Source organism: Micrococcus sp. TCR-5 (assembly GCF_052220525.1).
In the GTDB taxonomy this organism is placed as follows: Bacteria; Actinomycetota; Actinomycetes; order Actinomycetales; family Micrococcaceae; genus Micrococcus; species Micrococcus luteus.
Genome location: NZ_JBQPDO010000001.1, coordinates 209,235 through 222,956 on the forward strand (window position 1 = coordinate 209,235; position 13,722 = coordinate 222,956).

The 13,722-nt window shown below is 74.9% G+C and carries 10 protein-coding genes and 3 tRNA genes; 11 read left to right on the top strand and 2 right to left on the bottom strand.

Annotation, left to right across the window (positions count from 1 at the left end):
• The first annotated feature begins 16 nt into the window (after positions 1-16).
• The 11 genes from ACTSKS_RS00980 to ACTSKS_RS01030 all read left to right on the top strand — a co-directional run bounded on the left by ACTSKS_RS00980 (position 17) and on the right by ACTSKS_RS01030 (position 11,260).
• On the top strand, positions 17-2,278 hold the full coding sequence (locus tag ACTSKS_RS00980; protein WP_442927207.1) for a carbon starvation CstA family protein: 2,262 nt from the start codon (positions 17-19) through the stop codon (positions 2,276-2,278).
• A 1-nt stretch (position 2,279) separates the two neighbouring features.
• Positions 2,280-2,516: a YbdD/YjiX family protein gene (locus ACTSKS_RS00985; protein WP_044659175.1), complete on the top strand. Its 237-nt coding sequence runs from the start codon at positions 2,280-2,282 to the stop codon at positions 2,514-2,516.
• 189 nt (positions 2,517-2,705) lie between these two features.
• Positions 2,706-3,500 (top strand): fumarylacetoacetate hydrolase family protein, encoded by a 795-nt coding sequence (locus tag ACTSKS_RS00990; RefSeq protein ID WP_044659174.1) that lies wholly within the window; start codon positions 2,706-2,708, stop codon positions 3,498-3,500.
• 50 nt (positions 3,501-3,550) lie between these two features.
• Positions 3,551-5,128 carry a glutamate--tRNA ligase gene (gene gltX / locus ACTSKS_RS00995; RefSeq protein ID WP_442927208.1) on the top strand — a complete coding sequence of 526 codons (1,578 nt, stop codon included), beginning with the start codon at positions 3,551-3,553 and terminating at the stop codon, positions 5,126-5,128.
• Between the two features lie 8 nt (positions 5,129-5,136).
• Positions 5,137-5,922 carry an HAD family hydrolase gene (locus ACTSKS_RS01000; protein ID WP_041103180.1) on the top strand — a complete coding sequence of 262 codons (786 nt, stop codon included), beginning with the start codon at positions 5,137-5,139 and terminating at the stop codon, positions 5,920-5,922.
• Positions 5,923-6,041: 119 nt separating this feature from the next.
• Positions 6,042-6,113: transfer RNA gene (locus tag ACTSKS_RS01005), tRNA-Gln, on the top strand.
• A 55-nt stretch (positions 6,114-6,168) separates the two neighbouring features.
• Positions 6,169-6,241, top strand: a tRNA-Glu gene (locus ACTSKS_RS01010).
• A gap of 129 nt (positions 6,242-6,370) precedes the next feature.
• A tRNA-Glu gene (locus ACTSKS_RS01015) sits at positions 6,371-6,443 on the top strand.
• 106 nt (positions 6,444-6,549) lie between these two features.
• Positions 6,550-8,358, top strand: coding sequence for a dynamin family protein (locus tag ACTSKS_RS01020; RefSeq protein WP_442927209.1), 1,809 nt, complete (start codon positions 6,550-6,552; stop codon positions 8,356-8,358).
• Positions 8,355-10,115 (top strand): GTPase, encoded by a 1,761-nt coding sequence (locus ACTSKS_RS01025; protein ID WP_036312928.1) that lies wholly within the window; start codon positions 8,355-8,357, stop codon positions 10,113-10,115. Before ACTSKS_RS01020 ends, ACTSKS_RS01025 begins: the two co-directional genes overlap by 4 nt.
• Positions 10,112-11,260 carry a thiamine-phosphate kinase gene (locus tag ACTSKS_RS01030; RefSeq protein WP_442927210.1) on the top strand — a complete coding sequence of 383 codons (1,149 nt, stop codon included), beginning with the start codon at positions 10,112-10,114 and terminating at the stop codon, positions 11,258-11,260. Before ACTSKS_RS01025 ends, ACTSKS_RS01030 begins: the two co-directional genes overlap by 4 nt.
• 27 nt (positions 11,261-11,287) lie before the next feature.
• Here ACTSKS_RS01030 and ACTSKS_RS01035 read toward each other — a convergent pair whose 3' ends face one another.
• Complete coding sequence (locus tag ACTSKS_RS01035) at positions 11,288-12,754, bottom strand: UDP-glucose dehydrogenase family protein (RefSeq protein WP_123243947.1); 1,467 nt, start codon at positions 12,752-12,754, stop codon at positions 11,288-11,290.
• Between the two features lie 123 nt (positions 12,755-12,877).
• On the bottom strand, positions 12,878-13,654 hold the full coding sequence (locus tag ACTSKS_RS01040) for an IclR family transcriptional regulator (protein ID WP_002856418.1): 777 nt from the start codon (positions 13,652-13,654) through the stop codon (positions 12,878-12,880).
• Positions 13,655-13,722: the final 68 nt, after the last annotated feature.

Genomic DNA, 13,722 nt, shown 5'->3' on the forward strand with positions numbered 1-13,722 from the left:
ACGAACGGAGACCCCCGTGAGCTCGCACCGCTCCTCCGCGCCCGCCGAGGGCGCCCCACGCCCGGCCACGACGCCGGAAGACCTCCCGCCGACCGAGGCCGCCGACCGGCCCCGCTGGACACCCGTGAAGATCGCCGTCTGGGTGGCCGTGGCACTGCTCGGCGGCGTCGCCTGGACCATGCTCGCCCTGCACCGCGGCGAGACGATCAACGCGATCTGGTTCGTGTTCGCCGCCGTGGCGACGTTCGCGATCGGCTACCGCTTCTACTCGAAGTACGTCGAGCGCATGATCGTCCACCCGGACGACACCCGCGCCACCCCGGCCGAGTACCGGGCCGACGGCCGGGACTACGTGGCCACCGACCGCCGCGTGCTCTACGGCCACCACTTCGCGGCCATCGCCGGCGCCGGTCCGCTCGTGGGCCCCGTGCTCGCCGCGCAGATGGGCTACCTGCCCGGCACAATCTGGATCATCGTCGGCGTGATCCTGGCCGGCGCGGTCCAGGACTACCTCGTCCTGTTCTTCTCGATGCGCCGCGGCGGCCGCTCGCTCGGCCAGATGGCCCGGGACGAGCTGGGCCGCGTCGGGGGCACCGCCGCGATCGTCGCGACCCTGCTGATCATGGTGATCATCACGGCCATCCTGGCCCTCGTGGTGGTCAACGCCCTGGGCGAGTCCCCGTGGGGCGTGTTCTCCGTGGCCATGACCATCCCGATCGCGCTCTTCATGGGCGTGTACCTGCGCTGGATCCGCCCGGGCCGCATCACCGAGATCTCCGTGATCGGGTTCGTCCTGCTCCTGGCGGCCATCATCGGCGGCGGCTGGGTGGCCGGGACCGAGTGGGGCGCGGCCCTGTTCACCCTGGACCGCACCACCATCGCCTGGGCCGTGATCATCTACGGGTTCGTCGCGGCCGTGCTCCCCGTGTGGCTGCTGCTCGCTCCGCGCGACTACCTGTCCACCTTCATGAAGATCGGCGTGATCGCCGGTCTCGCGCTGGCCATCGTCGTCGTGCAGCCGCGCATCGGCACCCCCGCGTTCTCCGAGTTCGCCTCGGGCCAGACCGGCCCGGTGTGGCCCGGTTCGCTGTTCCCGTTCCTGTTCGTCACCATCGCGTGCGGTGCGCTCTCCGGCTTCCACGCGCTGATCGCCTCGGGCACGACGCCCAAGATGGTGGAGAAGGAGCGCCAGACCCGCTTCATCGGCTACGGCGGCATGCTCATGGAGGCCTTCGTGGCGGTCATGGCGCTCGTGGCGGCCGTGTCCATCGACCGCGGCATCTACTTCGCCATGAACGCCCCCGCCGCGCTCACCGGCGGCACCCCGGAGACCGCCGCCGACTTCGTCATGGGTCTCGGCCTGGCCGGGGTGAACCTCGCCCCCGGGGACCTGACCCACCTGGCCGACCTCGTGGGCGAGGAGACCGTGGTCTCCCGCACCGGCGGCGCCCCCACCCTCGCGGTCGGCCTGGCGCACATCATGGGCCAGCTCGTGGGCGGCGACGCGCTCATGGGCTTCTGGTACCACTTCGCGATCATGTTCGAGGCGCTGTTCATCCTCACCGCCGTCGACGCCGGCACCCGCGTGGCCCGGTTCATGCTGCAGGACTCCCTGGGCAACGTGATCCCGCGCTTCAAGGACACCTCGTGGCGCGTGGGCGCGTGGGTCTGCACGGCCATCATGGTGGCCGCGTGGGGCGCCGTGCTGATCATGGGCGTCACCGATCCGCTGGGCGGCATCAACACGCTGTTCCCGCTGTTCGGCATCGCCAACCAGCTGCTCGCGGCGATCGCGCTCGCCGTCGTCCTGACGATCGTCGCGCGCCGCCGTGACTTCCGGGGGCTGTGGATCGTGGCGCTGCCGCTGGCGTTCATCACGGTGGTCACCACCGTGGCGTCGTTCCAGAAGATCTTCTCCTCCGTCCCGGCGGTGGGCTACTGGGCGCAGCATCGCGCGTTCCAGGACGCGCTGGCGGCGGGGAAGACGAGCTTCGGCGCCGCGAAGTCCGTGCCGGCCATGGAGGCCGTGGTCCGGAACACGGCCATCCAGGGCACGCTCTCCGTCGTCTTCCTGGTGTTGGCGCTGATCGTCATCACGACGTCGGTGCTCGCCACGGTGCGCGCCTTCCGCGGCACCGAGGTCATCGATCACCAGGACCCGTACGTGCCCTCGCAGCGCTTCGCCCCGGCCGGGCTGTTCGCCACGGCCGAGGAGAAGGAGCTGCAGGCGCAGTGGGACGCGCTGCCGGCCGAGAAGCAGCCGGTCCGGGGGCACTGACGTGGTCGCGCCGCGCACGACGCCGGGCGGCGCCCCCGCAGCGGAGGCCTCGCCCGCGCGTCGAACCTGGCAGGCGGCGCGCTGGTGGGTCCGCCAGCTCTCCGGCGAGGGGAAGTACGACGCGTACGTGGCCCACCACCGGGCGCACCATCCGGAACGCGCGCCGATGACCGAGCGGGAGTTCTGGCGGGCCGAGTACGCGCGCCAGGAGGCCAATCCGGGCAGCCGCTGCTGCTGAGCGGTCTCGACCCGCCCCGCACCGCACCCCACCGCGCTGAGCCAGACGAATCCGCCCGCGAGCCAGACGAATCGGTCGCCTCAGGCTGCCCGCCGCGGCCGAATCGTCTGGCTCGCGGCGTCAGCGGGGTCGGCATCGGGTGGGGTGTCCGGCGACGGCGCCCGCCGCTCACCCACTAGGCTGGCGGCCATGCGCATCGCCCGTTTCGTGGACCAGGCCGAACCGACCTACGGCATCGTGGAGGGCCCGGCCGACGCCGACCCCGCCGAGCTGACCGTCACCGCCCTGCAGGGCGACCCGTTCTTCCACGGGATCCAGCCCACCGGCACCACACACCGTCTCGAGGACGTGCGCCTCGTGGCCCCGATCATCCCGCGCTCGAAGATCGTGGGCGTCGGCCGCAACTGGGCCGACCACGCGAAGGAGCTCGGCAACGAGGTCCCCGCCTCGCCGCAGTTCTTCCTCAAGCCGAACACCGCCGTCGTGGGTCCGAACGAGCCCGTGACCCTGCCGAGCTGGTCGGACGAGGTCTCCTACGAGGCCGAGCTCGCCGTCGTCATCGGCACCATCTGCAAGGACGTGCCGGTGAGCCGCGTGGACGACGTCGTCTTCGGCTACACCGTGGGCAACGACCTCACCGCCCGCGACGCCCAGCGCACCGACCTGCAGTGGGCCCGCGCCAAGGGCTTCGACGGCGCCTGCCCGCTGGGCCCGTGGATCGAGACCGAGCTGGACGTGGAGCCGGCCGGCGGCCTGCGCATCACGTCCCGGCTCGACGGCGAGACCCGCCAGGACGGCACGACCACGGACATGGTCTTCGGCGTCCGCGAGCTCGTGGCCGCGGCCTCGGAGATGTTCACCCTCCTGCCCGGCGACGTGATCCTGACCGGCACCCCGGGCGGGGTCGGGACGGTCCAGGAGGGCCAGCGCGTCGAGGCCGAGGTCGAGGGCATCGGCGTGCTCGCCACCGTCTTCCGCCGCTGACGCGGGCGCCCGACGACGGCGTCCGGGCCCCCGCGTAGACTCGGGACATCATGACTGACGCCACCGCTCCCGTGTCCGAGAACGCCCCCGCCCCCTTCGCCGACGTCCCCCAGGTGGACGCCGAGACCCCCGTGCGCGTGCGCTTCGCCCCCTCGCCCACCGGCACCCCCCACGTGGGGCTGATCCGCACCGTCCTGTTCAACTGGGGCTGGGCGCGGCACACAGGCGGCACCCTCGTGTTCCGCATCGAGGACACGGACGCCAAGCGCGACTCGGAGGAGTCCTACCAGCAGCTGCTCGAGGCGATGCGCTGGCTCGGGATCGACTGGGACGAGGGCGTCGAGGTCGGCGGCCCGCACGAGCCGTACCGTCAGTCCCAGCGCGGGCAGATCTACGCGGACGTGATCGAGAAGCTCAAGGCCGGCGGATACATCTACCCGTCCTACTCGAGCCCCGAGGAGACCGAGGCCCGTCACCGGGCCGCCGGCCGCGACCCCAAGCTCGGCTACGACGGCCACGACCGCGACCTCACGGACGAGCAGATCGCCGCCTTCGAGGCCGAGGGCCGCGCGCCGGTCTGGCGGCTGCGCATGCCGGACGAGGACATCACCTTCACCGACCTGGTGCGCGGGGAGATCACCTTCAAGGCCGGCTCCGTGCCGGACTTCGTGGTGGTGCGCGCGGACGGCTCGCCGCTGTACACCCTCGTGAACCCGGTGGACGACGCGCTCATGGGCATCACCCACGTGCTGCGCGGCGAGGACCTGCTCTCGTCCACTCCGCGCCAGATCGCGCTCTACCGCGCCCTGCACGCGATCGGCGTCGCCCGGTACATGCCGGTGTTCGGCCACCTGCCCTACGTGATGGGCGAGGGCAACAAGAAGCTGTCCAAGCGCGACCCGCAGGCCAACCTGTTCCTGCACCGGGACAACGGCTTCATCCCGGAGGGCCTGCTGAACTACCTCGGCCTGCTGGGCTGGTCCCTCTCCGCGGACGAGGACATCTTCACCCCGCAGCAGTTCGTGGAGCACTTCGACGTGCACAAGGTGCTGGCCAACCCCGCCCGCTTCGACGAGAAGAAGGCGATCGCGATCAACGGCACGCACGTGCGCATGCTCGACGTGGCCGACTTCCGTGACCGTCTCGTGCCCTACCTGCACGCGGCCGGCCTCGTGGGCGAGCACCTGACGGAGCGGGAGATGGAGGTCCTCACCGCCGCGGCCCCGCTCGTGCAGGAGCGCGTGCAGCTGCTCGGTGAGGCCGTCGAGATGCTCACCTTCCTCTTCACGGCGGACCGGGACGTCCGGACCGCCGAAGGCGCCCTCAAGGGCATGCCGGCGGACCTGGGCGCCGCCGTCGCCGCGGCCCGGGAGGCGCTGGCCGCCCTGCCCGAGGACGAGTTCACCACCGAGCGCATCGAGGCGGCGCTGCGGGCCGCCCTCATCGACGGCCTGGGCCTCAAGCCGCGCCAGGCGTTCGGCCCGGTGCGCGTCGCGGTGACCGGCCGCAAGGTGTCCCCGCCGCTCTTCGAGTCGCTCGAGATCCTGGGCCGGGACTCCGCGCTCGCCCGTCTGGACCGCTTCGCCGCGGAACAGGGCCTGGACCAGGACCGGCCCGCCGACGCATGAGCCGGGGCGTGAGCACGACGCCGGCCGGCGGGTCCGCGGGCGCGCCCGCGCCGCCGGCCTGGGACGCCGTCCTCTTCGACCTGGACGACACGCTGCTGGATCTGCGCTCCGCCCAGCACGCCGCGTTCGACGCGACGGTGCGCCGGCAGTGGGCCGGGGCCGCCGACGTCGACCCGGCGGTGCTGGCTGAGGCCACCGACGCCTTCGCGTCCGACGCCGGCGGCCACTACGGGCGCTACGTGGCCGGGGAGCTGACGTTCGAGGAGCAGCGGCTGGCCCGCGTGGCCGACGCCCTGCGCGCGCTCGGCGTGCCCGAGGACGCGGCGACCCCGCTCGACGGCCTGTGGACCACCGACTACGAAGAGGTCGTGCGCGGGCACTGGGCGCTGTTCCCCGCGACCGTCGACGTCCTCGCCGAGGTGCGGGGAACAGGCCGTGGCGTGGGGATCGTCACGAACAACGTGGAGGCCTACCAGCGCGGCAAGGCCGACGCCCTCGGTCTGGAGTGGGTCGAGGTGCTGATCGGCTCGGACACGGCCGGGGCCCCGAAGCCGGACCCGGCCCCCTTCCTGGCCGGCTGCTCCCGCCTGGGCACGGACCCGGGACGCACCCTCATGGTGGGGGACAGCCTGCGTCACGACGTCGAGGGGGCCCGGTCGGCGGGGCTCGTTCCGGTGTGGATGAGCCCCGACGCCCCCGCCCACGGCGGGGCGGAGGAGCCGCTCTGGGACGAGGAGCACGCATGCTGGCGGATGCGGGCGATCGGCGGGCTGCGGACCTGGCTGGCGGCCTGACCCGCCGATTTTGCACACGTCGCCCGGAGGGTGTAGAGTTCTTACTCGTTGCCGGAGAGATCCGGGAACACCGAGCTCATGAATATGATGCACATCGGTCAGGCATGCTTGACCGACAGTGGGGTATGGTGTAATTGGCAACACAACGGTTTCTGGTACCGTCATTCTAGGTTCGAGTCCTGGTACCCCAGCGAGTCTTCGGACTCAGTGAACGCGCACGGGCGGAGACGCTCGGACGTGGCGCACGGCCCCATCGTATAGCGGCCTAGTACGCCGCCCTCTCACGGCGGTAACGCGGGTTCAAATCCCGCTGGGGTCACGCAGTCGCCGCCCGGTCCTCGGACCGGAACGGCACGGGCGGATGAACGCATCCGTCGCCTGAACAGGAGACGCAGGCGCAGCAGAAGGTCTCCACGGCATCGCTTCCGCACACGCGGACAGCGCGCTCGGCCCCATCGTATAGCGGCCTAGTACGCCGCCCTCTCACGGCGGTAACGCGGGTTCAAATCCCGCTGGGGTCACCCGAGTGACAGGAAGCCCGGTCCCTGCGGACCGGGCTTCCGTCGTCTCCGTCCGCCGGGCCGGCGGGATGGGCGGCCGGCGCGCGCCCGTGAGACGATGGCCCACGTGCCACACACGGATCAGAACGCCCCAGACCTCGGCGTCGACACGGCCGTCCGCCGCGTGCGCGAGCACCTCGCCGCGCTCGAGTTGCCCTTCGAGACCGTCACCGCAGGGCAGGACCGCGCCGAGCGAGAGCGCACCCTGCACCAGATCGATGACTACGTGCTGCCCCGCCTCGACTCGCTCGACGCGCCGCTGCTGGCCGTCGTCGGCGGCTCCACCGGTGCGGGCAAGTCCACGCTGGTGAACGCGCTCGTCGGCCACGAGGTCTCCCGCTCCTCCGCCCTGCGGCCCACCACGCGGCAGCCGCTGCTGCTGCACAACCCCGCCGACGCCCACTGGTTCACGGGCCCGCGGGTGCTGCCCGACCTCGCCCGCGTCAGCGTGCACCGCGACGCGGCCGCCGGCCCCGTCGAACCCGACCAGTCCGCGATGGACACGGTCGCGCTCGTGGCCGAGCCCGCACTGCCGTCAGGCATCGCCCTCGTGGACGCCCCGGACATCGACTCCGTGGCGGACCAGAACCGCGCGCTGGCCCGGCAGCTCCTCGAAGCCGCCGACCTGTGGATCTTCACGACGACGGCGCACCGCTACGCCGACGCCGTGCCCTGGCAGCTGCTGGACGAGGCCGCCGCCCGCGACATCACCGTGGCCGTCGTGCTCGGCCGCGTGCCCGAGGGCGCGGCGGAGGACATCACCCCGGACCTGCGGCGCATGCTCACCGAGCGCGGCCTCGCCGACGCCCGGATCCACGTGATCCCCGAGACCCGCTTCGACGAGCGCGGTCTGCTCCCGCAGGAGCACGTCGCGGGCCTGCGCGCCTGGCTCGAGACCCTCGCCGCCGACGCCCAGGCGCGCGGCGCTGTCGCCCGCCGGACCGTGGACGGCGTGCTGGGCCAGCTGGCCGCCCGCGTCGCCGACCTGGCCCGCGCCGAGGAGGAGCAGCGGCATGCCGCGGACCTGCTCGCCCGGATCGTGGGGGACTCCACGGACCAGGCCGTCGGCCGGGTCCGTGAGGCCACCTCGGACGGCACGCTGCTGCGCGGCGAGGTGCTCTCCCGCTGGCAGGACTTCGTCGGCACGGGGGAGTTCTTCCGCGGCGTCGAGACCACGATCGGCCGGCTGCGGGACCGCCTCGGCGCCCTGGTGCGCGGGCGCCCGGCCCCGCCCGAAGAGGTCGAGACCGCGCTCGAGACCGGCCTGCACGCCGTGATGGTCGAGGCGGCTGCCGCGGCCGCCGAGCAGATCGAGCGGCGTTGGGCGTCCGAGCCGGCGGGCCGGGCCCTCGTGGCCGGGCGCGACCTGGGCGCCCTGGCGCCGGACACGTCGGCGCGGGCGGCCGACGTCGTGCGGGACTGGCAGTCGGACGTCTTGGCACTGGTCCAGGAGGAGGGCGCGGGCAAGCGCACGCGCGCCCGCCTGGCGGCCACCGGCGTGAACGGCGCGGCCGTGGCCCTCATGATCATCTCGTTCGCCTCCACCGGCGGACTCGCGGGCATCGAGGTCGGCATCGCCGGCGGCGCCGCCGTCGTCGGGCAGAAGCTGCTCGAGTCGATCTTCGGCGAGGACGCCGTGCGCCGCATGGCCCGGCGTGCCGATGAGCTGCTCGAGCACCGCGTGCGGGCCTTCCTCGAGACCGTGCTCGCGGACCGCTTCCTGCCGCTGCTCCACCTCGAGCGCGAGCCGCAGGCCACCGAGGAGCTGCGCGCCCTCGTGCCGGTGTTGCGCCGAGGGGTGGCCGCCGGCGTCGACGGCCCGACCGAACCCGAGCACGCCCCGTCCGCCGCCGAGGCGGGGGAGGAGTCCCGATGAGCCGCCGCGACACCCCCGCCCTGGCCCCCCGCCTGGACGCCCTCGGCGAGGCCGCCGAGCTGGCCGCGGGCCGCCTGCCCGAGGACGTCGTGGCCGGGGCCGACGCCGTCGTGCGCGCGGCCGGGGAGCGCCAGGCACTCTCCGCGGAGCACACCGTGGTCGGGTTCTTCGGGGCGACGGGCTCCGGCAAGTCCTCCCTGTTCAACGCGCTCACCGGCCGCGACCTGGCCCGCGTGGCCGCCACCCGGCCCACCACGTCCGAGCCGCTCGCCGCGGTCTGGGGCGTGGGCCGGGGACAGGGGCTGGACCCGGACGCGGAGCACGGCGACGGCACCGGCGAGGGCGGCGGCGCGGCCGCCCTGCTCGACTGGCTCGGCGTGCGCCGCCGCCACCTGCTGGACGAGGCCCCCGTGCTCGACGACGGCCGCCCCGGGTTCCTCGGCTTCGGCCGCCGTGACGGCGCCGACGCCACCGGCCTGATCCTGCTGGACCTGCCGGACATCGACTCGGTCGAGCGGGGCAACCGCGAGATCACCTCCCGGCTGGCCGGCCACGTGGACGTGCTGGTGTGGGTCGTGGACCCGGAGAAGTACGCGGACGCCGTGCTGCACCGCGAGTTCCTGGCGACCATGGGCTCGCACGCGGCCGTGACCCTCGTGCTGCTCAACCAGGTGGACCGGCTCTCGGTGCGGGACCGGGACGTCGTGCTGGCCTCGCTGCGCCGGATGCTCTCCGGCCACGGCCTCGGCGACGTCCGGGTGCTGCCCGTGTCCGCGCGCACGGGGGAGGGCCTCGAGGAGGTCGGCCGGCAGGTCGCGGCGATCGTCGCCCAGCGCGGCGCGGCCGCCGAGCGCCTGGGCGCGGACGTCGCGGCCCGTGCCGCGGACCTCGCCGCCGCCTCGGGCGAGGGCGAGCCGGCCGGCGTCGGGCCCGGGGACGAGCAGCGGCTCGGGCGCGAGCTGGCCGTGGCCGGCGGCGTGCCGGCCGTCGTCCGGGCGGTCGAGGGCTCGTACCGGCTGCGTTCGGCCAAGCGCACCAGCTGGCCCGTGCTGCGCTGGATGCACTCCTTCCGCGCGGACCCCCTGCGGCGCCTGCACCTGATGCCCGAGAGCGCCGCCCCCCGCCGCGACCGGGACGAGGTCGCCCGCGACCCCGCGCTGCACCGCACCTCCCTGCCCGAGCGCTCGGGCACCCAGCGGGCCGTCGTCGACGGCGCGGTCCGCACGCTGGCCGCCGCGGCCGGCGCGGGAGCCTCCGAGCCGTGGGCCGCCGCCATCCGCCGCGCGGGCCGGGAGCACGCCGAGGAGCTCCCCGGCGCCGTGGACCAGGCGATCGCCGCCACCGACCTCGGGGCCGGTCGGGGCAGCTGGTGGCACCCCGTGCTGGACGTGCTGCAGTGGCTCGCCCTCCTCACCGCCGTCGTCGGCGCCGGCTGGCTGGGCGTCCTCGCCCTGGCGGGGTACCTGCAGTTCCCCCTGCCGCCCGCGCCCACGGTCGAGGGCTTCCCCCTCCCGACGCTGCTGCTCGTCGGCGGCCTCGCGCTCGGCGTGCTGCTGGCCCTGCTGGCGATCCCCCTGACCCGGTGGACCGCCGCGGCGCGGGGACGCCGCGCGCGCCGCCGCCTCGAGGAGGCGACCACCGACGTCGGCCGGCGGCTCGTCGTCGACCCGGTGCGCGCCGAGGTGGACCGCTTCCACGCCTTCCGCGACGCCCTCGCCCGGGCCTCCGGCGTCCCGGTCCGGCGGGGCCGCCGATGACGGTGTGCGACCCCGCGGCCACGGCGGGGGCGACCGTCGGCGACCTCACGGAGGCCGAGCTGCTGGAGGTCGTCCTGACCGGTCTCGCCCCCGCCGTCCGGGACGGCCACTGGCCCGCCGGCACCGTCGCCCCGGGCGACGACGCCGCCCTCGTGCCCGCGCCCTGCGGTGGGACGCTCATCTCCACGGACGCGATGGGGGAGGGCACGGACTTCCTGCCCCGCTGGCCCGCCGGCCCCCGCACCCGCGGCCACGACGCCGGCTGGAAGGCCGTCGCCCAGAACCTCTCGGACGTCAACGCGATGGGCGGGACCGCCTCCGCGCTCGTCACCGCCCTCACCCTGCCGCCGACGACGCCGGTCGCCTGGGTGCGGTCGTTCGCCGCGGGCATCGTGGGCGCGGTGCGTCACCTCGGCGCGCCGGACTGCCGGGTGGCCGGGGGCGACCTGGGCACCGGCGGACGGGTCCACGCCGCGGTGACGGTGCTCGGGGACCCGCACCCCGGCGGCGTGCTGTGCCGCACGCCGGCCGCGGCGGACCGGGACCGCGTGCTCGCCGAGGGCGCCGACCTCGTCCATGCCCAGGCGGTGCCGGGAGGTCCCCGGGCCGCCGCGCCCCCGGGGCCGGGGTGGGCCGCCGCCGGGCTCACCCTGCTGCTCACCGACCGCGCGGAGCTGGAGCGACGGGCGGACGCCCTCCCCGCCGCCGACCGGCCGTCACCGCGGGAGCTCGCCCGCGCCGTCCGCGCCCAGCTGCGACCCCGCCCGCCGCTGGCCCTCGGGCCCGCCGCGGTGACGGCCGGCCTGCTCACCCTCATGGACGTCTCCGACGGCCTGGGCAAGGACGCGCACCGCATGGCGGCCGCCACCGGCGGGACCGGCCCCGCGCCGGCACCGTGGCTGGACGAGGCCTGGCTGGCGGAGGCCGCCGCACCCCTGCGCCGCGTGGCCGCCCTGGCCGGGGCCAGCCCGGAGGCGCTCGTGACCGGCGGGGGCGAGGACTACGGCCTCCTGGGGCTGGCGTGGCCCGAGACCGAGCTGCCCCGGGGGTTCACGCGGATCGGCCGGCTCGTGCCGGCCGGGGCCCGGCCGCCGGCCGGGCACCGGCCCCTGTCCGAGTCCGGCTGGGACCCGTTCGCCGGCTGAACGCCCGGGCCGGGGTCCGCGGGCGGGTCAGGCCGCGCGGAGGAGTCGCTCCGGGTCGAAGCGGTGGCCGAGGCCGATGACGTCCCACCCGTGCTCGCGCCACGCGGCGACGTCCAGGACGTTGCGCCCGTCGATCAGCAGGCGGGAGGCCACGCGTGCGCCCACGGCGTCCGGATCCATCTCGCGGAACTGGCGCCACTCGGTCAGCAGCAGGGTCAGCTCGGCGCCGTCCACGGCCGCCTCGAGCGAGTCCACGTAGTCGAGCCGCGGGAAGCGGGCGGCCGCGTTGGCGTTGCCCTCCGGGTCGTACACCCGGACGTCGGCGCCGGCCGTGTAGAGACGGTTGGCGACGTCGAGGGCGGGGGAGTCCCGGACGTCGTCGGAGTCCGGCTTGAACGTGACGCCCAGCACGGCGATCCGCGTGCCGTTGAGCACCTGCACGCTCGCCGGGGTGGGGGCGGGCCCGGAGGCCTCGGCCCGGCGGATGCGGCCGTCGCGAGCCGCGGAGAGCACCTGCACCGCCAGGTCCACCACGCGGTCGCGGCGGCGCAGGTTGATGTCATCCACCTCCGCCAGGAACCGCATGGTCCGGTCCAGGCCCAGCTCGGAGACGCGGGCCTGGAGCGCGCGGATGTCCTTGGGCAGGCAGCCGCCCCCGAAGCCCACGCCCGCGTTGAGGAACCGGCGTCCGATCCGCGCGTCGTGGCCGATCGCGTCCGCGAGGGTGCCGATGTCCCCGCCCACGTTCTCGGTGATCTCCGAGAACGCGTTGATGAACGAGATCTTCGTGGCCAGGAAGGCGTTGGCGGCCACCTTCACCAGCTCGGCCGTCTCGAGGTCTGTGCTGATCCACGGGGTGTCGGCCGCGAGCTGCCGCGCGTAGACGCGGCGCAGGATGCCCTCGGCGCGGGGCCCGTGCATGCCGATGACGAGGCGGTCCGGGGTGAGCGTGTCCCTCACGGCGAAGCCCTCCCGGAGGAACTCGGGGTTCCAGGCGAGCTCGACCTCGCCCGGCAGTCCGGCCTCGGCGCGCACGGTGCGCACGAGCTCGGCCAGGCGGCGCGCGGTGCCCACGGGCACGGTCGACTTGCCGACGATCAGTGCGTCGCGGTCGATCGCCGCGGCGAGGGAGGCGACGGCGGCGTCCACATAGCTCAGGTCCGCCGCGGTCTCGCCCACCTTCTGCGGGGTGCCGACGCCGATGAAGTGGACGTCCGCCCAGCGGGCCGCCTCCGCGACGTCGGTGGTGAAGCGCAGCCGCCCGGAGGCGACGTGGGTGCGCAGCAGCTCGGGCAGGCCGGGTTCGTGGAAGGGCACCTCGCCGCGGGCCAGGCGCTCGATCTTGGCCGGGTCCACGTCCACGCCGAGGACCTCGAAGCCCAGCTCGGCCATGCAGGCGGCGTGTGTGGCGCCCAGATAGCCCGTGCCGATCACGGACAGCCGCGGCGCGGCCTCCTGCTCGGCGGGGGCGGCGGGCGCGGTCGTCTCGGTCACAGCGGACTCCTCGGTGGTGCGGGGGGCGGCGGTCGGGGACCTGGTTGACGCTAGGCCCCGCGGGTGAACGCGGGAAGAACGGGGTGTCTCCGCGGCGCGTCCCGTCGGTGGCGCGGGCGGGCCTCAGGCCTCGCCGGCGCGGATGAGCTCGGTGAGCCGCGTCGCGGCGGAGACGACGGCGTCCGCGTGCAGCCGGCCCGGCTGCCGGGAGAGCCGCTCGAGGGGGCCGGAGATCGAGACCGCCGCGATGACGCGGCCGCTGGGACCGCGCACCGGCGCCGACACCGAGGCGACCCCTGGCTCGCGCTCGGCCAGGGACTGGGCCCAGCCGCGGCGCCGCACCGCCGCGAGGACGGTGGGTGTGAACACGGCGCCGGCCAGCCCCTCGACGAGCCGCTCGTGGTCCTCCCAGGCCAGGAGCACCTGCGCGGCGGAGCCGGCCTTCATGGACATGCGGGCGCCCACGGGGATGGTGTCGCGCAGGCCCCAGGGCCGTTCCGCGCTGGCCACGCACACGCGGGAGTCCGCCTGCCGACGGAACACCTGGGCGCTCTCTCCCGTGGCGTCGCGCAGCCACAGCAGCACCGGGCCGGAGGCCGTGGTGAGCCGGTCCTCGCCGGCGGCGGAGGCGAGCTCGGCCAGGCGGGTGCCCAGCACGTAGCGGCCCTGCAGGTCCTTGCCCACCATGCGGTGGTGCGTGAGGGCGGCCGCGAGCCGGTGCAGCGTGGGCCGCGCGATCCCGGTGGCGGTGACGAGCTGGGCGAGCGTGGCCGGGCCGGACTCGAGCGCGTCGAGGATCGCCACCGACTTGTCCACCACGCCGACGCCGCTGGGATGCCGGTGGAGCGAGGGGCCGATGAGGTCGTCCTCGGTGGGCGGGCGCACGGGCTCGGTGGTCATGGGGTGATCGTAGTCGTCTCACTGCTCGGACGGACCGGGGGTGTCGGTGTGCGTCGCATGTGACCGGG